At 58.3% G+C, this 26,872-nt stretch carries 23 protein-coding genes and 1 pseudogene; 4 read left to right on the forward strand and 20 right to left on the reverse strand.

Annotated features, from left to right (window positions below; all coding sequences use genetic code 11):
• Window positions 1-175: 175 nt before the first annotated feature.
• From FW800_RS22965 to FW800_RS22975, 3 genes and pseudogenes are all read right to left on the reverse strand, one after another.
• Window positions 176-1,039 carry a methyl-accepting chemotaxis protein gene (locus tag FW800_RS22965; protein ID WP_371920281.1) on the reverse strand — a complete coding sequence of 288 codons (864 nt, stop codon included), beginning with the start codon at window positions 1,037-1,039 and terminating at the stop codon, window positions 176-178.
• A pseudogene (locus FW800_RS22970) lies at window positions 1,031-1,831 on the reverse strand (MCP four helix bundle domain-containing protein); the annotation flags it as partial. The gene FW800_RS22965 and the pseudogene FW800_RS22970, both read right to left, overlap by 9 nt.
• 67 nt (window positions 1,832-1,898) lie before the next feature.
• The gene (locus tag FW800_RS22975) at window positions 1,899-2,921 is read right to left on the reverse strand and encodes an amidohydrolase family protein (RefSeq protein ID WP_446438530.1); all 1,023 of its coding nucleotides are present in this window, start codon (window positions 2,919-2,921) and stop codon (window positions 1,899-1,901) included.
• 137 nt (window positions 2,922-3,058) lie between these two features.
• On the opposite strand from FW800_RS22975, the gene FW800_RS22980 reads away from it, so the two are divergent.
• Both FW800_RS22980 and FW800_RS22985 read left to right on the forward strand, forming a co-directional pair.
• Window positions 3,059-3,475, forward strand: a complete 417-nt coding sequence (locus FW800_RS22980) for an OsmC family protein (RefSeq protein ID WP_005786596.1) — start codon at window positions 3,059-3,061, stop codon at window positions 3,473-3,475.
• Between the two features lie 64 nt (window positions 3,476-3,539).
• Window positions 3,540-4,406: a pirin family protein gene (locus FW800_RS22985; RefSeq protein WP_032877088.1), complete on the forward strand. Its 867-nt coding sequence runs from the start codon at window positions 3,540-3,542 to the stop codon at window positions 4,404-4,406.
• A gap of 98 nt (window positions 4,407-4,504) precedes the next feature.
• Here the strand turns inward: FW800_RS22985 and FW800_RS22990 are convergent, their stop codons facing one another.
• From FW800_RS22990 to FW800_RS23005, 4 genes are all read right to left on the reverse strand, one after another.
• Window positions 4,505-5,233 (reverse strand): dienelactone hydrolase family protein, encoded by a 729-nt coding sequence (locus tag FW800_RS22990; protein WP_248091845.1) that lies wholly within the window; start codon window positions 5,231-5,233, stop codon window positions 4,505-4,507.
• A gap of 65 nt (window positions 5,234-5,298) precedes the next feature.
• A complete protein-coding gene (htpG, locus tag FW800_RS22995) occupies window positions 5,299-7,203 on the reverse strand; it encodes a molecular chaperone HtpG (protein ID WP_005786592.1) in 1,905 nt (634 codons plus the stop codon).
• A gap of 89 nt (window positions 7,204-7,292) precedes the next feature.
• Window positions 7,293-7,745 (reverse strand): PaaI family thioesterase, encoded by a 453-nt coding sequence (locus FW800_RS23000; RefSeq protein ID WP_005786590.1) that lies wholly within the window; start codon window positions 7,743-7,745, stop codon window positions 7,293-7,295.
• Entirely contained in the window at window positions 7,742-8,218 is a 477-nt protein-coding gene (locus FW800_RS23005; protein ID WP_005786588.1) for a PaaI family thioesterase, read from the reverse strand. Before FW800_RS23005 ends, FW800_RS23000 begins: the two co-directional genes overlap by 4 nt.
• 156 nt (window positions 8,219-8,374) lie before the next feature.
• Between FW800_RS23005 and FW800_RS23010 the strand changes: the two genes are divergently transcribed.
• The gene (locus FW800_RS23010) at window positions 8,375-8,632 is read left to right on the forward strand and encodes a hypothetical protein (RefSeq protein WP_005786587.1); all 258 of its coding nucleotides are present in this window, start codon (window positions 8,375-8,377) and stop codon (window positions 8,630-8,632) included.
• Between the two features lie 83 nt (window positions 8,633-8,715).
• Here the strand turns inward: FW800_RS23010 and FW800_RS23015 are convergent, their stop codons facing one another.
• The 11 genes from FW800_RS23015 to sdhC all read right to left on the reverse strand — a co-directional run bounded on the left by FW800_RS23015 (window position 8,716) and on the right by sdhC (window position 22,832).
• On the reverse strand, window positions 8,716-9,456 hold the full coding sequence (locus FW800_RS23015; RefSeq protein ID WP_005786585.1) for a DUF599 domain-containing protein: 741 nt from the start codon (window positions 9,454-9,456) through the stop codon (window positions 8,716-8,718).
• 256 nt (window positions 9,457-9,712) lie between these two features.
• Entirely contained in the window at window positions 9,713-11,026 is a 1,314-nt protein-coding gene (brnQ, locus tag FW800_RS23020; RefSeq protein ID WP_148852276.1) for a branched-chain amino acid transport system II carrier protein, read from the reverse strand.
• A 422-nt stretch (window positions 11,027-11,448) separates the two neighbouring features.
• On the reverse strand, window positions 11,449-12,330 hold the full coding sequence (gene sucD / locus FW800_RS23025; RefSeq protein ID WP_003190013.1) for a succinate--CoA ligase subunit alpha: 882 nt from the start codon (window positions 12,328-12,330) through the stop codon (window positions 11,449-11,451).
• A complete protein-coding gene (gene sucC / locus FW800_RS23030) occupies window positions 12,330-13,496 on the reverse strand; it encodes an ADP-forming succinate--CoA ligase subunit beta (protein WP_003190011.1) in 1,167 nt (388 codons plus the stop codon). Before sucC ends, sucD begins: the two co-directional genes overlap by 1 nt.
• Window positions 13,497-13,700: 204 nt before the next feature.
• Window positions 13,701-15,137: a dihydrolipoyl dehydrogenase gene (lpdA, locus tag FW800_RS23035; RefSeq protein WP_005786578.1), complete on the reverse strand. Its 1,437-nt coding sequence runs from the start codon at window positions 15,135-15,137 to the stop codon at window positions 13,701-13,703.
• 99 nt (window positions 15,138-15,236) lie between these two features.
• A complete protein-coding gene (gene odhB / locus FW800_RS23040; RefSeq protein WP_032877091.1) occupies window positions 15,237-16,466 on the reverse strand; it encodes a 2-oxoglutarate dehydrogenase complex dihydrolipoyllysine-residue succinyltransferase in 1,230 nt (409 codons plus the stop codon).
• A 44-nt stretch (window positions 16,467-16,510) separates the two neighbouring features.
• Entirely contained in the window at window positions 16,511-19,342 is a 2,832-nt protein-coding gene (locus FW800_RS23045) for a 2-oxoglutarate dehydrogenase E1 component (RefSeq protein WP_005786575.1), read from the reverse strand.
• Window positions 19,343-19,603: 261 nt separating this feature from the next.
• On the reverse strand, window positions 19,604-20,308 hold the full coding sequence (locus FW800_RS23050) for a succinate dehydrogenase iron-sulfur subunit (protein ID WP_005786573.1): 705 nt from the start codon (window positions 20,306-20,308) through the stop codon (window positions 19,604-19,606).
• A gap of 11 nt (window positions 20,309-20,319) precedes the next feature.
• On the reverse strand, window positions 20,320-22,092 hold the full coding sequence (gene sdhA / locus FW800_RS23055; RefSeq protein ID WP_005786572.1) for a succinate dehydrogenase flavoprotein subunit: 1,773 nt from the start codon (window positions 22,090-22,092) through the stop codon (window positions 20,320-20,322).
• Window positions 22,093-22,095: 3 nt separating this feature from the next.
• The gene (gene sdhD / locus FW800_RS23060) at window positions 22,096-22,464 is read right to left on the reverse strand and encodes a succinate dehydrogenase, hydrophobic membrane anchor protein (protein WP_003172805.1); all 369 of its coding nucleotides are present in this window, start codon (window positions 22,462-22,464) and stop codon (window positions 22,096-22,098) included.
• Window positions 22,458-22,832 (reverse strand): succinate dehydrogenase, cytochrome b556 subunit, encoded by a 375-nt coding sequence (gene sdhC / locus FW800_RS23065; RefSeq protein WP_003190005.1) that lies wholly within the window; start codon window positions 22,830-22,832, stop codon window positions 22,458-22,460. Before sdhC ends, sdhD begins: the two co-directional genes overlap by 7 nt.
• 365 nt (window positions 22,833-23,197) lie before the next feature.
• Here sdhC and gltA point away from each other — a divergent pair, with 365 nt between their 5' ends.
• Window positions 23,198-24,487, forward strand: a complete 1,290-nt coding sequence (gene gltA, locus FW800_RS23070; protein WP_446438531.1) for a citrate synthase — start codon at window positions 23,198-23,200, stop codon at window positions 24,485-24,487.
• A 237-nt stretch (window positions 24,488-24,724) separates the two neighbouring features.
• On the opposite strand, the gene FW800_RS23075 is transcribed toward gltA, so the two are convergent.
• Window positions 24,725-26,383 (reverse strand): cation acetate symporter, encoded by a 1,659-nt coding sequence (locus FW800_RS23075; RefSeq protein ID WP_005786566.1) that lies wholly within the window; start codon window positions 26,381-26,383, stop codon window positions 24,725-24,727.
• Window positions 26,380-26,691 carry a DUF485 domain-containing protein gene (locus tag FW800_RS23080; RefSeq protein ID WP_005786564.1) on the reverse strand — a complete coding sequence of 104 codons (312 nt, stop codon included), beginning with the start codon at window positions 26,689-26,691 and terminating at the stop codon, window positions 26,380-26,382. The genes FW800_RS23075 and FW800_RS23080 overlap by 4 nt, the downstream gene beginning before the upstream one ends.
• Between the last annotated feature and the right edge of the window lie 181 nt (window positions 26,692-26,872).

Raw genomic sequence — 26,872 nt, forward strand, 5'->3', positions numbered from 1 at the left:
GATCACATGAAAAAGCCCCGACTGGTTCGGGGCTTTTTTTTGCGCTTTGATTTGAAACCGCGTCGCCTTCATCGCAGGCAAGCCAGCTCCCACCTTCGATCGCGTTCATCCTGAAGGAATGCAGTCCAGTGTGGGAGCTGGCTTGCCTGCAAATGGGTCAACCCGGTTCCCCGCCCTACACCGAAAACCGCGCCACCATCGAATTCAGGTCCACCGCCAACCGCGACAACTCCTGGCTCGCCGCGCTGGTCTGGTTCGCCCCGGCAGACGTCTGGTGCGCCAGGTCGCGGATATTCGTCAAGTTACGATCCACCTCCCGCGCCACTGCTGCCTGCTGCTCCGAAGCACTGGCAATCAACAGGTTGCGCTCGTTGATCAGGGTGAATGCCGAGGCGATCTCTTCCAGCGCCGTGCCGGCAGACTTGGCGATATCCAGCGTAGAACGCGCCCGCGTGTTGCTCTGTTGCATGGAACTGACGGCCTGGTCGGTGCCCTGCTGAATCCCACTGATCATCTGCTCGATTTCCTGGGTCGACTGTTGCGTGCGATGGGCCAAGGCACGCACTTCATCGGCCACCACCGCAAAACCGCGCCCGGCATCCCCGGCTCGCGCCGCTTCAATGGCCGCGTTCAGTGCCAGCAGGTTGGTTTGCTCGGCAATCGAGCGAATCACGTCCAGGACTTTACTGATGCCATAGACCTTTTGCGCCAGCGCCTCGACCTGGGTCACATTGGCGGTCACATCGGTAGCCAGGGCTTCAATCGACACCACCGTCTGCTGCACCTGCTCACGGCCCTGCTGGGCAATGCGGTCAGAATCGCGTGAAGCATGGGACGTGGCCACCGCGTTGCTCGCCACCTCTTCCACCGCCGCCGTCATCTGGTTGACCGCCGTGGCCGCCTGTTCGATCTCCTGGTTCTGCTGATGCAGGCCGCGCGTGGCATCCTCCGTCACGCAACTGAGTTCTTCGGAAGCAGAAGCCAATTGGTTGGACGATTCAGCAATGCGCCGGATAGTATCGCGCAGATTCTCTTGCATGCCCTTGAGAGCCTGCTGCAAACGCGCCGGCTCATCGCTGCCGCTCACGTGGATCTCACCGGTCAGGTCGCCGCTGGCCACGCCCTGAGCTACTTTCAGCGATTGGGCCAGCGGCAGCACGATGCTGCGGGTCAGCCAGACCGCCAGGCCAATGGTGATCAATGCCGTTAGGATGATCATGCCAATCACCCCGGTACGCGACTGACTGAAAACGCTTTGCGCGAGGCTGGCCGCCTGGTTGGCACTGGTTTTATTGAGGGTGACCAGATCGCGCAACGTGACGGCGATTTGATCGGCGAGCTGATTCATCTCACCGTTGGCCACTTTGATCGCCTCATCGAGCCGGTTGGCCTTGGAAAACCCCATGACCTGCTCCTGGAGTTGCAGGTATTGCTGTTCCTGGGCCTTGAAACGATCGAACAGCGTGCGCTCTTCAGGGAGCACGATCAGCCCTTCGTAGAGGGCTTGCGCATGGGGCATGCCATTCTTGAGGTCGGTCAGTTTCTGCTCGTTTTGTGCCAGCGCCTGCGGATCGCGGTTAACCAACAAGCGCAGGGTCAGCGCACGCACGCGCAGCAGGTCCTGATTCATCTCCCCCACCGCCATGACGCTGGGCAACCAGTTGTTCTCCACCTGGTCCGACTGCTGGCGCATATTGGCCATCTGCAACAGGGCAAAGCCGCCCAACGCGAATACCATCAAGGCCAGCACGCCAAAGCCCAAGCCGGCGCGAGGCGCGATATTCAAACTACGGATATTCATGCCTGGATTCCTTCCAAAAAAGTACTGCATCCACCTGCAGTGTGGTCTTGGAAGTTATCGGCACCCTCCGCCATTTATGTAAGACGAAAACGCGATATCAATGCACCTGACCATTGCCAGGCGGCTTGGGCAGGATGGCAAGGAAATTATCCCGCGCCACCTTGTGCGCCACCTCCTCGGGTAATGCATCGAGGAAGGGCTCGAAGCGACGCATCTCCTTACCTAACTTATTGAAACGCCCTACCACGTCAGATCCCAGCATAAAGCGCTCAGGGAAGCGCTCCACCAGCTTCACCCACTCCTGCCGAGGCCGACCCGCCTCATCCAGCAGATAGGGCGTGAGCATGCTCCAGGACAGGTCGATATACAGGTTGGGGTACGCCTCGAGCATGCGGTTCAAGGTGGGCAGCAAAAAGTCCATCTGCACCTGATGCCGGTGAATTTCCTTGCTGGTGCCAGCATGGGCCCAGATAAAGCGCGTATGCGGGTGGTTACGCAACGGCTCTTCGACTTCCGCCAGGTACAGTGGGTTACGCTCTCGCTTGGAAGTGATGTTGGAGTGCAGCATCACGGGCAGGTCGTTTTCGGCGGCCAGGTGGTAGATACGCGTCATGGCTTCGTTGTTGGCGCGGGGCGTGTCGCCTGAGGTCAGGGCGGTAAGGTCGTCATGGCGGGTAAACACTTCACCGATACCCTGCCACAGCCCGGGGTTGAGGTCGATCATGCGCTGGATATGAGCAGCGGAGTTCTTGTCGTTGGGGTTGAAGCCGGCCAGGAACGGGTGAAAGTGCTGGCGCTGCTCGGGGGTCAGCTTATTGACCGCTGCCGCGACAATCACATCGGTGGCGCTGTACCAATAGGCATCGGCGTCATCACCAGCGTAGTAGCGGGGGCGCTTGGGCTCGTCTTCGTGCCATTTCTTGGCCACGGGGATGCCGGAAATCATTACATGTTCGATGCGGTTCTCGGACATCGCCTTGAGCAGCTTGTCCATGCCTGCCGTTTCCTGGAAAAAATCCACGTAATGCATGTGCGCGTCACTGTAGGCATAGTCGCGGGCCTGCGCGGCAAGGCTGCTGGCAGCGAGCAACAAGGCAAGACTCAGGAGGGTCCGAAGCACGGTGAAACCTCAATCAGGGCTGATACGGGTAGACCTTGCGCCTACCTTCGAGGTTCAGCGCAGAAAAACTGGAACACTTGGGCGCCAGCATGCTCTATAACTGCATGACCTTCATCCTGCCCCTTGAGAGGTTCGCCATGCCTGTTACCGTTAATACATTGAACGCTGAAAACTTCCGTCACAGCGTCAATATCAATCACCACGAACTGTTTACCGACCTGCCAAAGAGCCTGGGTGGCGACGACTCGGCGCCCTCTCCCCACGACTATTTCGATGCTGCGCTGGCGTCATGCAAAGCCTTGACGGTCAAGCTCTACGCGCAGAAGAAAGATATCCCGCTCACCGGCGTGACCGTTGAAGTGACCCACGACGCCGCCGAAGAGCAGAAAGGCAAATACAAACTCAGCGTCAAATTGACCCTCAAGGGTGTGCTGAGCGATGAGCAGCGCGAGGAGTTGCATCGCGTTGCGGACAAGTGCCCGGTACACAAGCTGATGACCACCGCCGAAATCAGCATCGAGACAAAATTATCGGAAGGTGCCTTCAGCGCATAGCGCCAACGTCCCATCGGGCGGGTTATGCTCAGACGCATCCAACCCGCTCAGACAGGGATGCACCATGACCACCCTTACCGTGATCCGCCCCCGCGCCGAAGATGTCGAAGGGCAGCCGATCCTGCGCCCGCTACCTTCCCGTGAATGCCGTAGCGTCGGGCCCTTTGTGTTTTTCGACCATATGCTGCCCACCGCCTATGCGCCGGGTACCGGCATGAATATCCGCCAACATCCGCATATCGGCCTGTCTACCCTCACCTACCTGTTTGAAGGCGCCTTGCAGCACAAGGACAGCCTCGGCTCGGATCAGGTGGTGCAGGCCGGCGATGTCAGCTGGATGACCGCTGGCAGCGCGATTGCCCATGTCGAGCGTACCCCCGAAGCGCTCAAGGCCAGTGGTTTCAACCTGCACGGCCTGCAGGTGTGGCTGGCCTCCCCCAAGGACCACGAGACCGGCCCCGGCCATTACAGCCATCACCCGGCGGCGAGCTTGCCGGTGAGCGATAACCTGGGCGTGCAGGTGCGCCTGATTGCCGGTGATGGTTTCTGTCTCAAGTCACCAGTGCCGGTGCTCTCGCCGACGTTGTATGCCGAGGTGCAGATGCAAACAGCCACCACCTTGCTGATCCCCGATGAGCATGAGGAGCGCGCGGTGTATGTGCTGGAAGGTGAGGCGCAGCTCGACGGTGAGCCGCTGGCAGTGCATAGCCTGGTGGTATTGCCGCCAGGGCAAGAGATGACATTGTTTGCCGAAACCGACTGCCATGTGGTGGTGTTTGGCGGGGCGCCGCTGGACGGGCCGCGGCGGATCAACTGGAATTTCGTGGCGAGCGATCCGGCAGTGATCGAGCACGCCAGACAGCGCTGGGCTGCTGGGGACTGGCCGAGGGTGCCGGGGGAGTCAGAACGAATTGAGTTGCCTGTGAAATAGCTATCGCAGGCAAGCCAGCTCGCACACTGGGTGGGTGTGCACCTTTAAATGTGGGAGCTGGGCTTGCCCGCGATGGCGTCAGGTCAGGCGCCGCAGAGTCAGCCCTTGAACACTTCATCCAACAAGTTATGCATCGACTGGAAAGCCCGCGCAGCGGTCTTCGCGTCGTACATCATCTTGCCTGGCACATTGGCATGCGGATCGGTGAAGGAATGCACTGCGCCGCCGTAGCTCAGCAACTGCCAATCCACACCCGCTGCGTTCATTTCCTCTTCGAACGCTGGCAGTTGCTCTTTGGGCACCAATGGATCGGACGCACCATGCAATACCAACACTGAACCCTTGATGTTTTTCGCATCCGCCGGGTTCGGCGTGTCGAGGGTACCGTGGAAAGAGACAGCCGCCTTCACCGGCGCACCGGTACGTGCCAATTCCAGAGCGCAGCAACCGCCGAAGCAGAAACCGAAGGTTGCCAGCTTCGACTTATCAACGGCTGCCTCGGTCTGGCCTTGCAGTTGCTCGAAGGCCGCCTGCATACGCTTGTTCAACAATGGACGATCATTTTTCAACGGCATCATCGCTGCGCCGGCTTCATCGCCATTGGTCGGGCGTACAGTTTGCCCATACAAGTCGGCAATCAGCACCACGTAGCCTTTGCCGGCAACACTCTTGGCGATTTCTTCGGCACCCGCACTCACGCCCATCCAGTTCGGTGCCATCAGCAGCCCCGGCAGCGGGCCCTTGTGGCTGGCATCGAACGCCAGGCGGCTTTCATAAGACTGGCCATCAATCTGATAGACCACGGAACGTACTGTGACTTGGCTCATCATTTTCTCCAGTTGAGGAGGATTAACGAAAAAACCCGCCGAAGCGGGTTTTTTCTACAACGGTGTTAAACCGACAATTCAACCAACAGCTTGTTCAGTCGGCGCACATAGGCGGCCGGGTCTTTGAGGCTGTCGCCAGCGGCCAGAGCCGCTTGGTCGAAGAGGATGTGCGACAGGTCGCCAAACCGCTCTTCGCTCTGCTCGCCATCGAGTTTCTCGATCAGCGGGTGAGCCGGGTTGAATTCGAAGATCGGCTTGGAGTCCGGGACCTTCTGGCCGCTGGCTTCAAGGATCTGACGCATCTGCATGCCCAGGTCCTGCTCGCCAATGGCCAGGATCGCCGGGGAGTCGGTCAGGCGGTGGGAAACCCGCACTTCACTGACTGCTTCGCCCAGGGACGCCTTGATCCGTTCAACCAGGCCCTCTTTGGACTTGGCGACTTCTTCGGCGGCTTTCTTGTCTTCCTCGGAATCCAGGTTGCCCAGGTCCAGGTCGCCACGGGCAACGTCAACGAACGACTTGCCGTCGAACTCGGTGAGGTAGCTCATCAGCCACTCATCGATACGGTCGGTCAGCAGCAGCACTTCGATGCCTTTCTTGCGGAAGACTTCCAGGTGCGGGCTGTTTTTAACCTGCGCGTATGTTTCGCCAGTCAGGTAGTAGATCTTGTCCTGACCTTCCTTGGCGCGTGCCAGGTAGTCAGCCAGGGACACAACCTGCTCGCCGTCTTCGCCCTGAGTCGAAGCAAAACGCAGCAGGCCGGCGATTTTTTCCTTGTTGGCAAAGTCTTCCGCCGGGCCTTCCTTCATCACCTGACCGAAGTTTTTCCAGAAGCTCTTGTATTGCTCAGGCTCGTTCTTCGCCAGTTTTTCCAACATGTCGAGCACACGCTTGGTCAGCGCCGACTTCATGGAGTCGATGATCGGGTCTTTTTGCAGGATTTCCCGCGACACGTTCAGCGACAGATCGTTGGAGTCGACCACGCCCTTGATAAAGCGCAGGTACAGCGGCAGGAAGGATTCCGCCTGGTCCATCACGAACACGCGCTGCACGTAGAGCTTCAAGCCCTTCGGCGCTTCGCGCTGGTACAGGTCGAACGGAGCACGGGCCGGTACGTAGAGCAGCGAGCTGTATTCCAGCTTGCCTTCAACCTTGTTGTGGCTCCAGCTCAGCGGGTTTTCGTAGTCGTGGCCGATGTGCTTGTAGAACTCCTGGTATTCCTCGTCCTTGATCTCGGTACGCGGACGGGTCCACAGGGCGCTGGCGCGGTTGACGGTTTCCCATTCCTCGGCAGGCTTCTCTTCGCCTTCGGCAGCCGTCTGTTCTTTCGGCAGCTCGATCGGCAAAGCGATGTGGTCGGAGTATTTCTTGATGATGTTGCGCAGGCGCCAGCCATCAGCGAATTCGTCTTCACCGGATTTCAGGTGCAGCACGATGCGGGTACCGCGATCTGCCTTGTCGACAGTGGCAATTTCAAACTCGCCCTCGCCTTTGGACGCCCAATGCACGCCTTCGCTGGCGTCGAGGCCGGCACGACGGCTGAATACTTCAACCTTGTCGGCAACGATGAAGGCCGAATAGAAGCCCACGCCGAATTGGCCGATCAGATGAGAATCTTTTTTCTGGTCGCCCGACAGGTTCTTCATGAAATCTGCGGTGCCGGATTTGGCGATGGTACCCAAGTGGGTAATCGCGTCTTCACGGCTCATGCCGATACCGTTGTCTTCGATCGTGACGGTCTTGGCGTCCTTGTCGTAGCTCACACGGATTTTCAGTTCCGCGCCCCCTTCCAGCAACTCAGGCTTGGACAGGGCTTCGAAACGTAATTTGTCGACAGCGTCAGAGGCGTTCGAGATCAATTCGCGAAGGAAGATTTCCTTGTTGGAATACAGCGAATGGATCATGAGGTGCAGCAGTTGCTTCACCTCGGTCTGGAAGCCCAGGGTTTCCTTTTGAGTTTCCACACTCATGGTCATCAAACTCCAATTGGATGGCAGTGGCCGCGCCCGAAAGGGTTGGCGGCGGGTTGTCATCAAAGTTGGGGGCTAAGACCGGGATTTCAAGGGCGGGCCAATTCCTCAATCTTGAAATGTGCGCGGGCGGTGGCAATCGGCTCGGCCTCGGTGGTTTGCCAGGCGGTGATCGCCACATTGGCGACGCGCCGGCCCTGGCGGCACACCTGGCATTTGGCGTAAGTGTCGCGAAACTGGCCGGCGCGCAGGTAATCCAGGGAAAAATCGATGATTTTTGGCAGGCCCGGAGCCCCGGTAAATACCCTTAGATGCAGGGCCGCCGACAGCTCCATGAAGCCGGCGATCACCCCGCCGTGCAACGCCGGCAATATGGGGTTACCAATATTGTCCTTGTTGGCCGGCAGGCGAAACAGCAGCTCATCTCCCAGACGGGTGCATTCGATGCCGATCAGCTTGGCGTAGGGCACCAAGCCCAGCAGTGCGTCGTAGTTGCCACGCTCGAGAGCCTGCTCCAGACGGGTCTTGAATCGATGCGTCATGCCTGCTCTCCCTTGATCGTGCTGCCCAGCCCTTGCGTGCCTTTTAGGCGCTTGCCCATACGCATGAACGTGCCCACCACATGGGCGATGGGTTGTTGCGGGTCATCCTGATAGGCGAACCCGCGCGTGAAGATCACATCGGTGGTCACCCGGTAACATTGCGCGAAGCCATACACCGGCTTGTGCGGCTCGGCCGCACGCATGTAGTCGATACGCAGGTCCAGGGTCGGGCACACCTCGAATTCGGGTAATACGCACAAGGTGGCCATGCCGCAGGCTGTGTCCATCAACGAGGTCAGGGCGCCACCATGAATCACGCAGGTTGCGGGATCACCAACAAGATGTGGCCCATACGGCAACACCAGGGTCATGCCCTCCTCGCTTGCAGCGTGGACAGCCACACCCAGCACCTGACAATGGCGCAGCGCCGAGACAAAGCGCGCGGCACGCTCTAACAAGGGGTTTTCGGTCATTGTTTTTAGACTCTTATTAGTGTGAAGGCAGCGGACTAAATCGCCGGAAAAAGTTTTTGTGCGAAAAGCGTTATATATCTGTGGGACAAAAGGAACTAATGCTGGCCCCTTGGGTTCGAAAGGCCAGTAGATATCTTCAATAAGGAGAAACACCCCATGCGCAAGACATTAGCTATTTCCATGATGCTGGCCGCTGCACTCGGTCTGGCTGCCTGCGACAAGAAATCCGAAGACAAAGCCCAAGATGCCGCTGCACATTCTGAGCAAGCACAGCAAGACATGGCTAAAGCACAGGATAAAGTGAACGACGCTGCGAAAGAAAACGCCGAAGCTGCCAAAGCTCAGGCTGAATCGAACGCCGAAGCTGCAAAAGAAGCTGCACCTGCCGCACCTGCAGAACCTGCCAAGCAGTAATTGCCGGGTGTGAACCTGTAGTGCTGCAAAAGAAAGCCCGCTTATAAAGCGGGCTTTTCTTTGCCTGCTGTTTTATCCGGCCTTTAAGAAACACTCTCTTTTGCAGCATCCGAAGCTTGCATATTCGTCGGGGTATACACCATCACCTGCAAGACGTCGGAGTGAAACTCGCGGCGATAAAGCACCAATACCACCCCGCTGCTCATCAACATGAACAACCAAGGGCTGACAAACCAGGCCAGCATGGTCATGCCGAAGTAATAAGCGCGCAGCCCAAAGTTGAACTGGTTGGCCGCCATCGAAATCACCCGCGCCGCCCGCAAGGCAAATGCATTGCGCTCCTGCTCCGACACGTGCCGCTCACCAATCATCGGCGCCGAGCCCACCAGCACCGCAGCGAAGTTGTACTGGCGCATGCACCAGCTGAAAGTAAAAAACGCATAGACAAATACCAGGGCCAGGCACAGCAACTTGATCTCCGACATGCCTTGGGAGGCCTGCTGCACCATAGGAATGTCTGCCAGCAACGACACCGCCCGCTCGGAAGCACCGAGCACGGTCAGAATACCCGCAAGGATGATCAAGGTGCTGGAGGCAAAGAACGAGGCATTACGCTCCAGGTTGCCGATCACGCTGGCATCGGCGATGCGGTTATCGCGCAACAACATGCGACGCATCCAGTCTTCGCGGTACAGGTGCAATACGCTGGCCAGGCAGGCCGTATCCCGGGCTTTCCAGGTGGCATAACGGGTGTAGCCACCCCAGCACAAGATGAACCAGAGGGCGGCAAGCAGATGGACTTGATTGGTTTCGACGAACGACATGCGGGTCCTTGTACACAGGATGATAGGGCCGACACGGTCCAAATGTGGGAGCTGGCTTGCCTGCGATAGCGTCTTTGCAGTCACCACCGCGCCAACCGATGTACCGCCATCGCAGGCAAGCCAGCTTCCACACCGACCGGTGTTTTCAACTTGAGATTTTTGACGCCATCCCCAAAAAAAAGACACTGCCATCGACTCAAAAAAAATGCCCCGTATCGTTTGATACGGGGCATTTCAGTGCAGCACAAACCACGGGTTATGCGACGGCTTCGCTACGCTTGCCCAGCATTCGGTCGATCACCACGGCCACCACCAGCGTCATCACTGATGGCACCAACCACGCCAAGCCTTGCTCGCTCAGCGGCAAGTTTGCCAATTGTGTAGGCATCCAACCCGCCAGGCCCGCGCCCTTGAGTGCATCGATACAACCAAAGATGAATGACACCAGCATCACCGGGCCGACGATACGGCCCTGTTCCTGCCAGAAGCCTTTGCAGAAACTCAGGGCTACCAGCACGATGCACGGCGGGTAGATCGCTGTAAGCACCGGAATCGAGAACGCGATCAGTTTGGTCAGGCCCAGGTTGGACACGAACAGCGAGAACAACGCCAGAATCACCACCAGTGTCTTGTAGGACAGCGGCAGGATTTTGCTGAAGTACTCGGCGCAGGCGCAGGTCAGGCCGACGGCAGTGACCAGGCACGCCAGGGAGATCAGCACGGCGAGGAAGCCGCTGCCCAGGGAGCCAAATGTGTGTTGCACATAAGCGTGCAGTACGGCTGCGCCGTTGCTGGCACCGGCAGCCACGGCATGGCTGCCCGAACCCAGGCGGAACAGGCTGATGTACACCAGCGCCAGGCCTACGCCGGCAATCAGGCCGGCGATAATGGCGTAACGGGTGATCAGTTGGGGCGACTCGACACCCCGTGAACGGATCGCGTTGACGATCACGATGCCGAACACCAGCGCACCCAGCGTATCCATGGTCAGGTAACCATTGATAAAGCCCTGGGAGAACGGTGCGGCCACGTATTCCGGCGTAGCGACGCCCACTTCACCGGCCGGCAAGGCAAACGCGGCAATGCCGAGGATGGCCAGGGCGATGATCTTCAGCGGCGCGAGGAAGCGGCCCACGGTGTCCAGCAGTCGACCTGGGTACAGGGACACAAAGAACACCACCAGGAAATACACCGAGCTGTAGAGGAACAGCGCCAACGGGCTTTCACCCGTCAGCGGCGCCAGGCCCACTTCGAACGACACCGTCGCGGTACGCGGGGTGGCAAACAGCGGTCCCACCGCCAGGTACGCGGCTGCCGCGAGCAGGCCACCGGCGACCTTGCCAATCGGGCTGCTCAACGCATCCATACCACCACCGACCTTGGCCAGGGCGATCACGGTGACCACCGGCAAACCGACTGCGGTGATCAAAAAGCCAAGCGCCGCCATCCAGACATGGGGCCCGGACTGCAAACCCACGATAGGCGGGAAGATGATGTTGCCAGCGCCCACGAACAGGGCAAAGGTCATAAAGCCCAGCGCCAGGATATCCTGGCTTTTCAACACTTTCATTTGAGGAAATACCACACTACTGAATCGGAATTTAGAGAGGGCTTCCCTATGGATGAGGGAAATGCTGCCGGCCCTTATGGGGACCGACCGGTCTAGCGCGCAGCTTCCTTTTGGGATGCGGACGCATAAAGAGGCGGCTAGAGTACAGAATCAGGCTGACAAACGCACTGTTGCGGGGCGAACTGTCCGATAAGCGACATTTGAATGTCGCGTTTTCATACTTAATTGGGCAATGCTGGCCCCTGTGGGAGCTGGCTTGCCTGCGATGGCATCGACTCGATGTGTCTGATGCACCGAGGTGCCTGCATCGCAGGCAAGCCAGCTCCCACACGGGACCAAGTACATCCTCACTCTATTTCAGAATGCACAAAGGCCACCCGAAGGTGGCCTTTGTGTGGTGACGCGTCAGCTAAGCGCGAGGCTTACTTGACAGCCCAACCGGTCAGCTCGGCCAGGGCCTTGCCGATGTCTGCCAGCGAACGCACGGTTTTCACACCTGCGTCTTGCAGTGCAGCGAACTTCTCGTCTGCAGTGCCTTTGCCGCCAGAGATGATTGCGCCAGCATGGCCCATGCGCTTGCCCGCAGGGGCAGTCACACCAGCGATGTAGGAGACAACCGGCTTGGTCACGTGTGCCTTGATGTAGGCAGCCGCTTCTTCTTCAGCCGAACCGCCGATCTCACCGATCATCACGATCGCTTCGGTCTTCGGGTCTTCCTGGAATAGCTTCAGGATGTCGATGAAGTTGGAGCCTGGGATCGGGTCACCGCCGATGCCGACGCAAGTCGACTGACCGAAACCGGCGTCAGTGGTCTGCTTCACAGCTTCGTAGGTCAGGGTGCCGGAACGGGAAACGATACCGACCTTGCCTGGCAAGTGAATGTGACCTGGCATGATGCCGATCTTGCATTCGCCTGGAGTGATCACGCCTGGGCAGTTAGGGCCGATCAGGACTACACCCAGCTCGTCGCACTTAACTTTAGCGTCCAGCATGTCCAGGGTAGGAATGCCTTCGGTGATGCACACGATCAGCTTGATGCCGCCGAATGCCGCTTCCAGGATCGAGTCCTTGCAGAAAGGAGCTGGAACGTAGATCACGCTGGCAGTGGCGCCAGTGGCTTCTACCGCTTCTTTCACGGTGTTGAACACTGGCAGGCCCAGGTGCTCGGTGCCGCCTTTGCCCGGAGTTACGCCACCAACCATCTGGGTGCCGTATTCAATGGCTTGCTGGGTGTGGAAACTACCTTGCGAACCGGTAATACCCTGGCAGATAACTTTGGTGTCTTTATTGATCAGGACGCTCATTACTTGCCCTCCGCAGCTTTGACAACTTGTTGAGCAGCGTCGGTCAGGCTGGTAGCCGCGATGATGTTCAAACCGCTTTCTGCCAGTACTTTAGCGCCCAGTTCAGCGTTGTTACCTTCAAGGCGAACAACAACCGGGATTTTAACGCCGACTTCTTTCACTGCACCGATGATGCCTTCGGCAATCATGTCGCAACGAACGATGCCGCCGAAGATGTTGACCAGTACTGCTGCGACGTTGGAGTCGGACAGGATGATCTTGAACGCTTCGGTAACGCGTTCCTTGGTAGCGCCACCACCTACGTCGAGGAAGTTGGCTGGCTTGCCGCCATGCAGGTTGACGATGTCCATGGTACCCATGGCCAGGCCGGCACCGTTGACCATGCAGCCGATGTTGCCTTCCAGGGCCACGTAGTTCAGTTCGAACTTGGCAGCGTGCGCTTCGCGCGGATCGTCTTGCGACGGATCGTGGAAAGTCTTCAGCTTGGGCTGACGGTACATGGCGTTGGCGTCGATGTTGATCTTGGCATCAAGGCAATGCAGGTCGCCGTCAGCCTTGATCACCAGCGGGTTCACTTCCAGCAGGGCCAGATCGTGATCCTGGAACAGTTTGGCCAGACCTACGAAGATCTTGGCGAACTGGGCAACTTGCTTGCCTTCCAGACCCAGCTGGAACGCCAGTTCACGACCCTGGAACGGCTGTGCGCCAACCAGTGGATCGATAGTGGCCTTCAGAATTTTTTCTGGGGTTTCGTGAGCGATTTTCTCGATGTCCACGCCACCTTCGGTGGAAGCCATGAACACGATGCGACGGCTCGAACGGTCAACGACAGCGCCCAGGTACAGCTCTTTAGCGATATCAGTGCACGATTCAACCAGGATCTTGGTGACTGGCTGGCCATTGGCATCAGTCTGGTAAGTAACCAGACGCTTGCCCAGCCACTGCTGTGCGAAGGCCTTGGCGTCTTCTTTGCTGCGAACCAGCTTAACGCCGCCCGCTTTACCGCGACCACCGGCGTGGACCTGGGCTTTGACAACCCACTCGCTGCCACCGATTTTGTCGCAAGCTTCTGCTGCTGCTTCCGGGGTGTCTACTGCGTAGCCCTTGGAAACTGGCAGGCCGTATTCAGCGAACAGCTGCTTACCCTGATACTCGTGAAGATTCATGCTTTTTACCGTCTTCGTTAGGTACTGCGCATTCGGCGCTGCGCTCATTATGAGTGCCGCACCACCTGTGACTGCTGCTTGCGCAACTTGCGGGGCTTATGGCCCGTAAAGCTGCGCAAGGCTGCGTCCAGCGGATATTCCGCGGTGAGTCTTGCGCGCAAGGCTCACGACGGGCAACTCCGCCGTGGTTTCTTATTATCTCGCTTAGCGCTTCTTCTTGTTGGCGATGTGGATGGCACCGCCATTCACTGCCAACGCTGCTTCGTGCAACGCTTCGGACAGGGTCGGATGGGAGAAGACCATCATACCCAGGTCCTCGGCACTGGTGCCGAATTCCATACCGATCGCGCCTTGCTGAACCAGTTCTGCAGCGCTTGGGCCAATCACGTGGACGCCCAATACGCGGTCAGTCTTGGCATCAGCGATGACTTTGACAAAACCACCGGTGTCGTTGGCTGCCATGGCACGGCCGGAAGCGGCAAACGGGAAGGTGCCGACGTTAACTTCAACGCCTTCAGCTTTCAACTGCTGTTCGTTCTTGCCGACCCATGCGATTTCCGGGTGGGTGTAGATAACCGACGGGATCAGGTCGTAGTTCATCTGGGTCTTGTGACCCTTGATGCGCTCGACGACCATGATGCCTTCCTCGGAAGCCTTGTGGGCCAGCATCATGCCACGAACCACGTCGCCGATCGCATATACGCCCGGCACGGTGGTTGCGCAGTGATCATCAACGTGGATGAAGCCACGCTCGTCAATGTTCACGCCGCTGTCGGAAGCCAACAGGTCGTTGGTCACTGGACGGCGACCAACGGCAACGATCAGCTTGTCGAAGGTGATGGTCTGCTCGCCGTCTTTATCGGTGTAGGTCACCACGACTTCTTCGCCGTTGACCTTGGAGCCGGTGACACGGGCGCCGAGCTTGATGTCCAGACCTTGTTTGGTCAGGGTTTTCAGCGCCTCTTTGGAGACTGCAGTGTCGGCCGCCAGCAGGAACGTGTCCAGGGCTTCCAGCACGGTGACTTCAGCGCCCAGACGGGACCATACCGAACCCAGTTCCAGACCGATTACGCCAGCGCCGATCACGCCCAGGCGCTTAGGCACAGCCTGGAATTCCAGGGCGCCGGTCGAATCAACGATCACGTTGTTATCAACTGGGGCAGGCGGAATGTCGATTGGACGCGAGCCAGGTGCCAGGATCACGTTTTCGGCTTCGATGACTTCAACCGAACCGTCTGGCTTGGTGACTTCGACTTTCTTGCCGGCCAGCAGCTTGCCGTGGCCTTGAATGGAAGTCACACCGTTGGCCTTGAACAAGGTGGCAACGCCGGAAGTCAGGCCTTTGACGATGTTGGCTTTACGGCCGACCATTGCTGGCACGTCCATGGTCACGCCAGCATGGTTGATGCCGTGGATCGCGAAGCCGTCTTGGGCTTCGTGGAATTTCCAGGAGCTGTCCAGCAGCGCCTTGGAAGGAATGCAACCAACGTTCAGGCAGGTACCGCCCAGCGCCAGTTTGCCTTCCTTGTCGGTGTACTTTTCGATGCAAGCAGTCGAGAGGCCCAGTTGCGCAGCCTTAATGGCGGCAACATAGCCGCCAGGGCCTGCACCAATCACTACAACGTCAAATTTCTGTGTCATGAAAATAGATCCTCTATTTGCGACAAGCTTCTAGCCACAAGCTGCAAGCCAAGCTGCTTTTTCCTACAGCTTGTAGCTCGCAACTTGCAGCTGCTTCTATCAGATGTCCAGGAGCAGGCGAGCCGGGTCTTCCAGCAGGTTCTTGATGGTCACCAGGAACGTCACGGCTTCTTTACCATCGATCAGGCGGTGATCGTAAGACAATGCCAGGTACATCATTGGGCGGATCACGACCTGGCCGTTGATGGCCATCGGACGCTGGATGATGTTGTGCATGCCCAGGATCGCGGCTTGCGGTGGGTTGACGATCGGCGTCGACATCATCGAACCGAAGGTACCACCGTTAGTGATGGTGAAGGTACCGCCGGTCATCTCGTCGATGGTCAGCTTGCCGTCACGGGCTTTCTTGCCGAAGCCGGCGATGCCGCCTTCGATTTCGGCCAGGCTCATCAGCTCGGCGTTACGCAGCACTGGAACCACCAGGCCACGGTCGCTGGACACGGCAACGCCGATATCTGCATAGCCGTGGTAAACGATGTCGCCGCCGTCGATGGAAGCGTTGACTGCCGGGAAGCGCTTGAGTGCTTCGGTGGCCGCTTTCACGAAGAACGACATGAAGCCCAGGCGCACGCCGTTGTGGGACTTCTCGAACAGGTCCTTGTACTTGGAGCGCAGGGCCATGACTTCGGTCATGTCGACTTCGTTGAACGTGGTCAGCATCGCCATGTTCGACTGCGCTTCAACCAGGCGCTTGGCCACGGTAGCACGCACGCGAGTCATCGGTACGCGCTTCTCGGTACGGTCGCCGGCAGCGAACACCGGGGCAGCAGCCGCTGGAGCAGCAGCCTTGGCAGGCGCGGCAGCCGGAGCGTTCTTCTTGGCTTCAACCGCAGCAACCACGTCTTCCTTGGTCACGCGGCCGTCTTTGCCGGTGCCCTTGATGGAAGCCAGGTTGATGCCGTTCTCTTCAGCCAGTTGACGCGCAGCTGGTGCAGCGATTGGATCTTCGCCACCGGCTGCCGGTGCAGCGGCAGGCGCCGAAGCAGCCGGTGCAGCAGCAGCGGCGGCAGGAGCAGGAGCTGCAGCAGCGCTGCCCTCTTCGATCGAACCCAGTACCTGGTTCGACAGAACGGTAGCGCCCTCTTCAGCCACGATCGCGCCCAGCACGCCGTCAGCTTCGGCCAACACTTCCAGTACGACTTTGTCAGTCTCGATGTCGACGATCAGGTCGTCACGCTTGACGGCCTCGCCTGGTTTCTTGTGCCAGGTGGCAACGGTGCCATCGGCAACCGATTCCGGGAATGACGGGGCTTTGATTTCGATAGCCATTATCTGTAGGTCCTTAAAATTCGGTTTCAGTCAGCGCGAAGGCGTTAAACAGTGAAAGCATCTTGCAGCAGTTTTTCCTGCTGCTCGGCGTGCATAGACGCATAGCCACACGCAGGTGCAGCAGAAGCATCACGACCGGCGTACTCAAGGACCAAGGCCTTGTTGTGGTTGCCGATGCTGCGGCGCAGATGATGCTGGCTGCTGTACCAGGCGCCCTGGTTCATCGGTTCTTCCTGACACCACACCACGTTCGTGAGGTTGGTGTAAGGCGCGATGATCTCCATGAGGTCATCTTCCGGGAACGGGTAAAGCTGCTCGATACGCACGATGGCGATGTCTTCGCGGCCTTCGGCACGGCGTTTTTCCAACAGATCGTAATAGACCTTGCCGCTGCACAGGATCAGGCGAGTGACCTTGGCGGCGTCCAGTGTATCGATCTCTGGAATCACGGTCTGGAACGAACCTTGGGCCAGATCTTCCAGGGTCGAAACGGCCAGTTTGTGACGCAACAGCGATTTCGGGGTCAGCACGACCAGCGGCTTGCGCAGCGGGCGGATCACCTGGCGACGCAGCAAGTGGTAGATCTGCGCCGGGGTGGTCGGCACGCACACCTGGATGTTGTGCTCGGCGCACAATTGCAGGTAACGCTCCAGACGGGCCGAAGAGTGCTCCGGACCCTGGCCTTCATAACCGTGTGGCAGCAGCATGGTCAGACCGCACAGGCGGCCCCACTTGTGCTCGCCGCTGGTGATGAACTGGTCGATAACCACCTGGGCACCGTTGGCGAAGTCGCCGAACTGGGCTTCCCAGATCACCAGCGCATTAGGCGTGGTGGTGGAGTAGCCGTATTCGAACGCCAGTACGGCTTCTTCAGACAGGAACGAATCGTACAGGTCGAAACGTGGCTGGCCTTCGTACAGGTTCTGCAACGGGATGTAGGTGCCCGCATCTTTCTGGTTGTGCAATACAGCATGGCGGTGCGAGAACGTACCGCGGCCGATGTCCTGGCCGGTCATGCGGATCGGGTGACCTTCGAACGCCAGGGTCGCGTACGCCATGGTTTCGGCGTAACCCCAGTTGATCGGCAGGCCGCCGGCTTGCATCTTCTGACGATCTTCGTAGATCTTCGCCACCTGGCGCTGTACGACGAAGCCTTCGGGAATTTCCAGCAGCTTGGCGGACAGTTCCTGCAACGTCTTCAAATCGAAGGATGTATCGTGACGTGCAGTCCAGGTGTGGCCCAGGTACGGACGCCAGTCAACGAACAACTCTTTGTTCGGCTCCTTGACCAGGCTTTTCACTACATGCAGGCCATTGTCCAGCGCGTTGCGGTATTCATCGACTTTCGCCTGAACACGCGCATCGTCAACCACGCCGGCCTTGGTCAGGCTTTCGGCGTACAGCTCACGGGTGGTGCGCTGCTTGGTGATCTGCTGGTACATCAACGGCTGGGTGCCGCTTGGTTCGTCCGCTTCGTTGTGACCGCGACGGCGGTAGCAAACCAGGTCGATCACCACGTCACGCTTGAACTGCATGCGGTAGTCGACTGCCAGTTGGGTCACGAACAGCACGGCTTCCGGATCATCGCCATTCACATGGAGGATCGGCGCCTGGATCATCTTGGCAACATCGGTGGCGTACTCGGTGGAACGCGCGTCCAACGGGTTGCTGATGGTGAAGCCGACCTGGTTGTTGATGACGATGTGAACGGTACCGCCGGTCTTGAAGCCGCGAGTCTGCGACATCTGGAACGTTTCCAGGACCACGCCTTGACCGGCGAATGCCGCGTCACCGTGGATGGAAATCGGCAGAACCTTCTCACCGGTGGCATCGTTACGACGATCCTGGCGCGCACGTACCGAACCCTCGACCACTGGCGAAACGATTTCCAGGTGGGATGGGTTGAACGCCATGGCCAGGTGAACTTCACCGCCGGTGGTCATCACGTTGGACGAGAAGCCCTGGTGGTATTTGACGTCACCGGAACCCAGCTCGACCTTCTTCTTGCCTTCGAACTCGTCGAACAGCTCGCGCGGGTTCTTGCCGAAGGTGTTGACCAACACGTTCAAGCGACCACGGTGAGCCATGCCGATCACGATTTCCTTGGTGCCGTAGGAACCGGAACGCTGGATCAGCTCGTCGAGCATCGGAATCAGGCTTTCGCCGCCTTCCAGGCCGAAACGCTTGGTGCCCGGGTATTTGGTACCCAGGTATTTCTCAAGGCCCTCGGCCGCGGTCACGCGCTCCAGCAAGTGGCTGCGAACATCGGCGGACAAGACCGGACGGCCACGCACGCCTTCCAGGCGGTGCTGGAACCACTGGCGCTGCTCGGAATCGGTGATGTGCGTGAATTCAGCGCCGATGGTGCGGCAATATGTCTGCTGCAACGCTTCGTGAATTTCGCGTAGGCTCGCTTCCTCTTTGCCGATGAACAGGTCGCCGGCACGGAAGGTCGTATCAAGATCGGCATTGGTCAAGCCGTAATGATTGATCGACAGGTCTGCAGGTGCAGGACGCTGCCACAGCCCCAGCGGGTCAAGCTGGGCTGCCTGGTGGCCACGCATACGGTAGGCCTGGATCAGTCGCAGTACTTCAACTTGCTTCTTCTCGTGCTCACTGCTCACGCTGCCGGCGGAAACCGGTTGGGCGCGGCGCTGGTTCTTTGCCAGCAGCACGAACTGATCGCGAATTGTTGCGTGCGATACATCGGTGGCAGCGTTGCCGTCTGAAGACAACGTCTGAAATTTGGTGCGCCATTCTTCTGGCACAGCGTTAGGGTCGTGCAGGTAGAGCTCATAAAGCTCTTCCACATAGGCAGCGTTACCACCTGAAAGATAGCCGCTGTTCCACATGCGCTGCATCACGCTTTCTTGCATGCTTGGTCACCCTCGATTTGGGGACACCACCGGCGAAAACACCGAGTTTGCTTGCAAAAGGCCAAGTGCAGCGACCAAAACAAGCCACTTAGGATCACGCTGATAGTTCGGGTACCAACCCGAATGCCCCTGCTTGTCTCATTTCTTCAAAATAAGAGCCGCGGCTTTGTAAGTCGCTGCTCAAGTTAAAACTACGGCGCCGGTTGAAGCCTGCGCCGCAGCATTTACGGGCACAACGGTCCTGCTTTACTACAACGTCAGTTACACGCCGCTGTGCAGCAGCATGTTACGGATGTGACCAATGGCCTTAGTCGGGTTCAGGCCTTTGGGGCACACGTTGACGCAGTTCATGATCCCGCGGCAGCGGAATACGCTGAACGGGTCATCCAGCGAAGCCAGACGCTCGGACGTCTTGGTGTCACGGCTGTCTGCCAGGAAGCGGTACGCTTGCAGCAGTGCAGCTGGACCCAGGAATTTGTCCGGGTTCCACCAGAAAGACGGGCACGACGTCGAGCAGCAAGCACACAGGATGCACTCGTACAGACCGTCGAGCTTCTCGCGCTCTTCTGGGGATTGCAGACGCTCGATGGCCGGAGCCGGCGTGTCATTCTGCAAGAACGGCTTAACTTTCTCGTATTGCTTGTAGAAGATGCTCATATCGACGACCAGGTCACGGATAACCGGCAAACCTGGCAGAGGACGAACGATCAGCTTGTTGCCTTTGACAACAGCAGACAGCGGCGTGATGCACGCCAGGCCATTCTTGCCGTTGATGTTCATGCCGTCGGAGCCGCAAACACCCTCACGGCAAGAGCGACGATAGGAGAAACCTTCGTCCTGCTCTTTGATCAGTGCCAGTACATCCAGCACCATCAGGTCTTTACCACCGGTATCGACCTGGAACTCCTGCATGAACGGCGCAGCGTCCTGATCAGGGTTGTAGCGATAAACACTGACTTTCAACATGGCAGCCACCCTTAGTAAGTCCGAATCTTCGGTTCAAACGTCGGCACCGTCTTCGGCGAGAAGTTCACGGCACGCTTGGTTACGCGCTTGTCACCCGGGAAGTACAGGGTGTGGCACAACCAGTTTTCGTCATCGCGATCTTCAAAGTCTTCACGAGCGTGAGCACCACGGGATTCTTTACGAACCTCGGCGGCGATCGCCGTCGCTTCAGCCACTTCCAGCAGGTTTTGCAGCTCAAGGGCTTCGATACGAGCGGTGTTGAACGCCTGGCTCTTATCGTTGATCTTGACGTTGGCGATACGCTTGCGCAGGTCAGCCAACTGGGCGATACCTTTCTGCATGTATTCGCCAGTACGGAACACACCGAAGTAGTTCTGCATGCAGTTTTGCAGCTCGCGACGCAGGGTTGCCACGTCTTCGCCATCTGTACGCTCGTTCAGAGCGTTCAGGCGCGCCAGGGCCGCTTCGATGTTGGCGTCGGTGGCGTCATCGTATTCGATGCCGTCGGTCAGCGCCTTTTCCAGATGCAGGCCGGCCGCGCGACCGAACACTACCAGGTCGAGCAACGAGTTGCCGCCCAGGCGGTTGGCACCGTGAACCGATACACAAGCCACCTCACCTACCGCGAACAGACCATGGATGATCTCGTCCACGCCTTCGGCATTCTGGGTGATCGCCTGGCCGTGAATGTTGGTCGGTACGCCGCCCATCATATAGTGGCAGGTCGGAACAACCGGAACCGGAGCAACCACTGGATCAACGTGAGCAAAGGTCTTGGACAGCTCGCAGATACCTGGCAGGCGGCTGTGCAGCACTTCTTCACCGAGGTGATCGAGTTTGAGCAGTACGTGGTCACCATTCGGGCCACAACCGTTACCGGCGATGATCTCTTTAACCATCGAACGGGCCACGACGTCACGACCAGCCAGGTCTTTGGCGTTCGGAGCATAACGCTCCATGAAACGCTCGCCGTGCTTGTTGATCAGGTAACCACCTTCACCACGGCAACCTTCGGTTACCAGTACACCGGCGCCGGCGATGCCGGTGGGGTGGAACTGCCACATTTCGATGTCTTGCACCGGTACGCCAGCACGCAGTGCCATGCCGACGCCGTCACCGGTGTTGATCAGGGCATTGGTGGTCGAGGCGTAGATACGGCCTGCACCGCCAGTCGCCAGCACGGTAGCCTTGGCGCGGATGTAGGTGGTTTCACCGGTTTCGATGCAGATGGCGATCACGCCGACGAACTCGCCCTTGCCGTTCTTCACCAGATCAACAGCGTAGTACTCGTTCAGGAACGTGGTACCGGCTTTCAGGTTGCCCTGATAAAGGGTGTGCAACAGCGCGTGACCGGTACGGTCGGACGCAGCGCAAGTACGGGCAGCCTGCCCGCCTTTACCGTAATCCTTCGACTGCCCGCCGAATGGACGCTGGTAGATACGACCTTGCTCGGTACGCGAGAACGGCAGACCCATGTGGTCCAGCTCGAACACTGCGGCCGGGCCTTCCTGACACATGTACTCGATAGCGTCCTGGTCACCGATGTAGTCGGAACCCTTGACGGTATCGTACATGTGCCAGCGCCAGTCATCGTTCGGGTCGGCGGAGGCGATGGCGCAGGTGATGCCACCCTGGGCCGATACGGTGTGGGAGCGCGTCGGGAACACCTTGGTGATCACGGCAGTCTTGTGACCACCCTGGGCCAGCTGCAGCGCAGCGCGCATGCCCGCACCGCCGCCACCAATAATGATGGCGTCGAATGAAATAGTTGGAATGTTAGCCATGAATCAGATACCCCAAAGAATCTGCACACCCCAGACGAAGTAAGCGAACATCGCGACGCCGCATACTGCCTGGAAGAGGAAACGTACTGCAGTCGCGGACTTGCCAAGCGCCATCGGCGTCAGGTAGTCGGTCGCGATGGTCCACATGCCAACCCAGGCGTGTGCGCCCAGGGCTACAAGGGCCAGCAGACTGAAGATTCGCATCGCATTGTGGGAAAACAGGCCGTGCCACTGCTCATAGCCGATGCCCGGGTTTGCGACGAGGTATCCGATCAGAAAAATGAAATAAGCCGCGAGAACGACCGCAGACACACGCTGTGCCATCCAGTCATAGAGGCCCGAACGCGACAGATTCGTTACGCTGGTTACCATATCCAAACTCCTGCCAGAACGATCAGCACCACGGAAATGGCGATGATGATTTTCGAGCCCAGGCGGCCGCCTTCCAGCGTCTCACCGATGCCCATGTCCATGATCAAGTGGCGCACACCGGCTACCAGGTGATACAGAAGAGAGGACAGGAGGCCCCATGCTACGAACTTGGCCAGCGGGCTGGTCAAGCATGCCTTCACCTCGGCGTAACCTTCCTCGGAACCCAGGGATTTGCTCAATGCATAAAGCATGATGCCCAAGCCCAGGAACAGGATGATGCCGGAAACACGGTGCAGGAACGACGTAACGCCGGTGATGGGGAGTTTGATGGTCCTTAGGTCTAGGTTTACAGGTCGTTGGCTATTCACGGCTTTTTTTCACACTGAAGAGCCCCTAACAATCAGGGCAAAGTTGTTGGGGAGTGCGACTGGTCAGGTAAGCACCACCCAGGGAGTGCGACCCCCAATGAAAGCAAGCCCAAAAGCCCTTGGCGGTCGGTGGCCGAGTATAGACAGTTAGGTTACTAATGACAACGCGCACACCTCACCCTAATAGCTGATTGCGCTGGCGGGATAAAAGGCGTAAATGGCAGGCAATTTCGACGAAAAAGTACGGTTAAAGCCTTCTGGCGCAAGACTTTAGGCAAATTGACATCTGGATTTATATCAATATAGTGGTGCGGGCCCTGCGTGGGGGGTCTGTCTGATGATTTGAAGCATAAATAGGAGGCCACATGGCTGACAAAAAAGCGCAGTTGATCATCGAGGGCGCAGCCCCCGTCGAGCTGCCCATTTTAACCGGCACCGTTGGTCCCGATGTTATCGACGTACGGGGCCTGACGGCCACGGGCCGTTTTACTTTCGACCCAGGCTTCATGTCGACCGCTTCCTGCGAGTCGAAGATCACCTATATCGATGGTGACAATGGCATTCTGCTTCATCGCGGCTACCCGATCGAACAACTGGCTGAAAAGTCGGACTACCTGGAAACCTGCTACCTGCTGCTAAATGGCGAATTGCCAACAGCCGAGCAAAAGGCCCAGTTCGTCAGCACCGTGAAGAACCACACCATGGTTCACGAGCAGTTGAAGACCTTCTTCAACGGCTTTCGTCGCGACGCCCACCCGATGGCCGTCATGTGCGGCGTGGTCGGTGCCCTGTCGGCCTTCTATCATGACTCCCTGGACATCAATAACGCCGAGCATCGCGAAATTTCCGCGATCCGCCTGGTTGCCAAGATGCCGACCCTGGCCGCAATGGTTTACAAGTACTCCATGGGCCAGCCCATGATGTACCCGCGCAACGATCTGACGTTCGCGGAAAACTTCCTGCACATGATGTTCAACACCCCGTGCGAGATCAAACCGATCAGCCCGGTGCTGGCCAAGGCAATGGACCGGATCTTCATCCTCCACGCCGACCATGAACAAAACGCCTCCACTTCTACCGTCCGCCTGGCCGGCTCTTCGGGTGCCAACCCGTTTGCCTGTATCGCCGCCGGTATCGCCGCACTGTGGGGCCCTGCCCACGGCGGTGCGAATGAAGCCGTATTGACCATGCTCGATGAAATCGGCGATGTATCCAACATCGATACGTTCATCGCCAAGGCCAAGGACAAGAACGATCCATTCAAGCTGATGGGCTTCGGTCACCGGGTCTACAAGAACCGCGACCCTCGCGCGACCGTCATGAAGCAGACCTGCGACGAAGTGCTGAAGGAACTGGGCATCAAGAACGATCCGCAACTCGAACTGGCCATGCGCCTGGAAGAGATCGCCCTGACCGACCCGTACTTCATCGAGCGCTCGCTGTACCCGAACGTCGACTTCTACTCGGGGATCATCCTCAAGGCGATCGGCATTCCAACCAGCATGTTCACCGTGATCTTCGCCCTGGCGCGGACCGTGGGCTGGATTTCCCACTGGAAGGAAATGCTCTCCAGCCCGTACAAGATTGGCCGCCCACGCCAGCTGTACACCGGCTACGAGTCGCGTGACATTACCAAGCTGGAAGATCGCAAATAAGCACTTAACTGCTTGTTTGTCATGAGAACGGCCTCCCTTAGCGGAGGCCGTTTTTGTTTGTGTGGCCTGATCTACCGCCATCGCAGGCAAGCCAGCTCCCACAGTCGATCGGGTTCACACAGTCAACCTGTGGGAGCCGGGCTTGCCCGCGATGAGGCCAGCCCAGGCAACACAAAAGACCCAGGCAAAAAAATACCCCGGCCTTGCGACCGAGGTATCTCTTATGCATCTGACGACTTAGTGATTAACCGCCCCACTCGCCCCCAGGCCAGTCTGCGAACGCACAAACTGCGGGAAGTACAGCGCACGCTCTTTCTCTGCCGCCGCCGATTTGTCGGTGATGGAGAAGAACCAGATGCCGATGAACGCAATGATCATCGAGAACAGCGCCGGATACTCGTACGGGAAGATGGCTTTTTCATGGTGCAGGATCGACACCCAGATGGTCGGGCCGAGGATCATCAGGCCCACGGCACTGATCAAGCCCAGCCAGCCGCCGATCATGGCGCCACGGGTGGTGAGATTTTTCCAGTACATGGAAAGCAGCAACACCGGGAAGTTACAGCTGGCGGCAATCGAGAACGCCAGGCCGACCATGAACGCAATGTTCTGGCTTTCAAACAGGATGCCCAAGCCAATCGCCAGCACCGCCAGGGCGATGGTGGTGATCTTCGATACGCGAATTTCATCCTTCTCGTTGGCCTTGCCTTTCTTGATCACGCTGGCATACAGGTCATGGGACACCGCCGAAGCGCCGGCCAGCGTCAAGCCGGCAACCACTGCAAGAATGGTGGCGAAGGCCACGGCCGAGATGAAGCCCAGGAAGATACTGCCGCCCACCGCGTTGGCCAGGTGCACCGCCGCCATGTTGTTACCGCCAAGCAAGGCGCCTGCTGCATCCTTGAACGCCGGGTTGGTGCTGACCAGCAGAATCGCGCCGAAGCCGATGATGAACGTCAGGATGTAGAAGTAACCAATGAAGCCGGTCGCATACAGCACGCTTTTACGTGCTTCCTTGGCGTCGCTCACCGTGAAGAAGCGCATCAGGATGTGCGGCAGGCCGGCGGTACCGAACATCAGGGCCAGGCCAAGGGAGAATGCCGAGATCGGGTCTTTCACCAGCCCACCCGGGCTCATGATCGCTTCACCTTTAGGGTGAACCTTGATCGCCTCGGCAAACAGCGTGTTGAAGTCGAAGTTGACGTGCTTCATCACCATCAGCGCCATGAACGAAGCACCGGAGAGCAGCAGCACTGCCTTGATGATCTGCACCCAGGTGGTCGCCAACATGCCGCCGAACAACACGTACAGGCACATCAGGATGCCGACCAGGATCACCGCCACATGGTAGTCCAGGCCGAACAGCAGCTGGATCAACTTGCCCGCGCCAACCATCTGCGCGATCAGGTAGAACGCCACCACCACCAGCGAGCCACAGGCCGACAGGCTGCGGATCTGGGTTTGCCCCAGGCGATAGGACGCCACGTCGGCAAAGGTGTACTTGCCCAGGTTACGCAGGCGCTCGGCGATCAGGAACAGAATGATCGGCCAGCCCACCAGAAAGCCGATCGAGTAGATCAGGCCATCGTAGCCGGAGGTGAACACCAGCGCGGAAATCCCCAGGAAGGACGCGGCCGACATGTAGTCACCGGCAATCGCCAAGCCATTCTGGAAACCCGTGATCTTGCCGCCTGCTGCATAGTAGTCAGCCGCCGACTTGTTGCGCTTGGACGCCCAATACGTGATGCACAGGGTGGCGCCGACAAACGCGACGAACATCACGATGGCCGAGACGTTCAGCGGTTGCTTGTGCACTTCACCGGTCAATGCGTCCGCCGCCCAGACGGCCGGAGCAAACAGCGAAGCGCCGAATATAGCCAATAGACGCCGGATCATTGCGCAGCCTCCTTGAGAATCGCATTGTTCAGGTCGTCAAATTCGCCGTTGGCCCGGCGTACGTAGATGCCAGTGAGAATGAAGGCAGACACAATCAGCCCGACGCCCAGGGGAATGCCCCAGGTAATCGAGGAACCGGGGCTGATCTTGGCCCCCAGTATTTGTGGCCCGTAGGCAATCAACAGGATGAAAGCGGAGTAAAGCCCTAGCATGATCGCCGAGAGAATCCAGGCGAATCTTTCCCTTTTCCTGACCAGCTCCTTGAAACGCGGGCTGTTTTGAATCGAGAGGTAAATGCTGTCGTTCATTGTTTTTATCCTCGCAGCACAGCTTTTTTATTATTTTGGAACATATCCACTGTATGCGGCTGCGGAAGAGGTTCCAGACGACCTTAGTAGTAGATCGAGTGTAGCGAGGGATGGCCAAAGCGCAGGAAGATTTGAGGCGGTGCGAAACCAATGTGGGAGGGGGCTTGCTCCCGATAGCGAT

This window comes from Pseudomonas sp. 910_23 (assembly GCF_052850795.1).

Excerpts from the sequence above, each read along its gene's own strand:
- FW800_RS22965 (WP_371920281.1), bottom strand. The coding sequence starts at position 1,039 with ATGCAAGAGAATCTGCGCGATACTATCCGGCGCATTGCTGAATCGTCC.
- FW800_RS22980 (WP_005786596.1), top strand. The coding sequence starts at position 3,059 with ATGCCTGTTACCGTTAATACATTGAACGCTGAAAACTTCCGTCACAGC.
- FW800_RS22985 (WP_032877088.1), top strand. The coding sequence starts at position 3,540 with ATGACCACCCTTACCGTGATCCGCCCCCGCGCCGAAGATGTCGAAGGG.
- FW800_RS22990 (WP_248091845.1), bottom strand. The coding sequence starts at position 5,233 with ATGAGCCAAGTCACAGTACGTTCCGTGGTCTATCAGATTGATGGCCAG.
- htpG (WP_005786592.1), bottom strand. The coding sequence starts at position 7,203 with ATGAGTGTGGAAACTCAAAAGGAAACCCTGGGCTTCCAGACCGAGGTG.
- FW800_RS23000 (WP_005786590.1), bottom strand. The coding sequence starts at position 7,745 with ATGACGCATCGATTCAAGACCCGTCTGGAGCAGGCTCTCGAGCGTGGC.
- FW800_RS23005 (WP_005786588.1), bottom strand. The coding sequence starts at position 8,218 with ATGACCGAAAACCCCTTGTTAGAGCGTGCCGCGCGCTTTGTCTCGGCG.
- FW800_RS23010 (WP_005786587.1), top strand. The coding sequence starts at position 8,375 with ATGCGCAAGACATTAGCTATTTCCATGATGCTGGCCGCTGCACTCGGT.
- FW800_RS23015 (WP_005786585.1), bottom strand. The coding sequence starts at position 9,456 with ATGTCGTTCGTCGAAACCAATCAAGTCCATCTGCTTGCCGCCCTCTGG.
- brnQ (WP_148852276.1), bottom strand. The coding sequence starts at position 11,026 with ATGAAAGTGTTGAAAAGCCAGGATATCCTGGCGCTGGGCTTTATGACC.
- sucD (WP_003190013.1), bottom strand. The coding sequence starts at position 12,330 with ATGAGCGTCCTGATCAATAAAGACACCAAAGTTATCTGCCAGGGTATT.
- sucC (WP_003190011.1), bottom strand. The coding sequence starts at position 13,496 with ATGAATCTTCACGAGTATCAGGGTAAGCAGCTGTTCGCTGAATACGGC.
- lpdA (WP_005786578.1), bottom strand. The coding sequence starts at position 15,137 with ATGACACAGAAATTTGACGTTGTAGTGATTGGTGCAGGCCCTGGCGGC.
- odhB (WP_032877091.1), bottom strand. The coding sequence starts at position 16,466 with ATGGCTATCGAAATCAAAGCCCCGTCATTCCCGGAATCGGTTGCCGAT.
- FW800_RS23045 (WP_005786575.1), bottom strand. The coding sequence starts at position 19,342 with ATGCAAGAAAGCGTGATGCAGCGCATGTGGAACAGCGGCTATCTTTCA.
- FW800_RS23050 (WP_005786573.1), bottom strand. The coding sequence starts at position 20,308 with ATGTTGAAAGTCAGTGTTTATCGCTACAACCCTGATCAGGACGCTGCG.
- sdhA (WP_005786572.1), bottom strand. The coding sequence starts at position 22,092 with ATGGCTAACATTCCAACTATTTCATTCGACGCCATCATTATTGGTGGC.
- sdhD (WP_003172805.1), bottom strand. The coding sequence starts at position 22,464 with ATGGTAACCAGCGTAACGAATCTGTCGCGTTCGGGCCTCTATGACTGG.
- gltA (WP_446438531.1), top strand. The coding sequence starts at position 23,198 with ATGGCTGACAAAAAAGCGCAGTTGATCATCGAGGGCGCAGCCCCCGTC.
- FW800_RS23075 (WP_005786566.1), bottom strand. The coding sequence starts at position 26,383 with ATGATCCGGCGTCTATTGGCTATATTCGGCGCTTCGCTGTTTGCTCCG.
- FW800_RS23080 (WP_005786564.1), bottom strand. The coding sequence starts at position 26,691 with ATGAACGACAGCATTTACCTCTCGATTCAAAACAGCCCGCGTTTCAAG.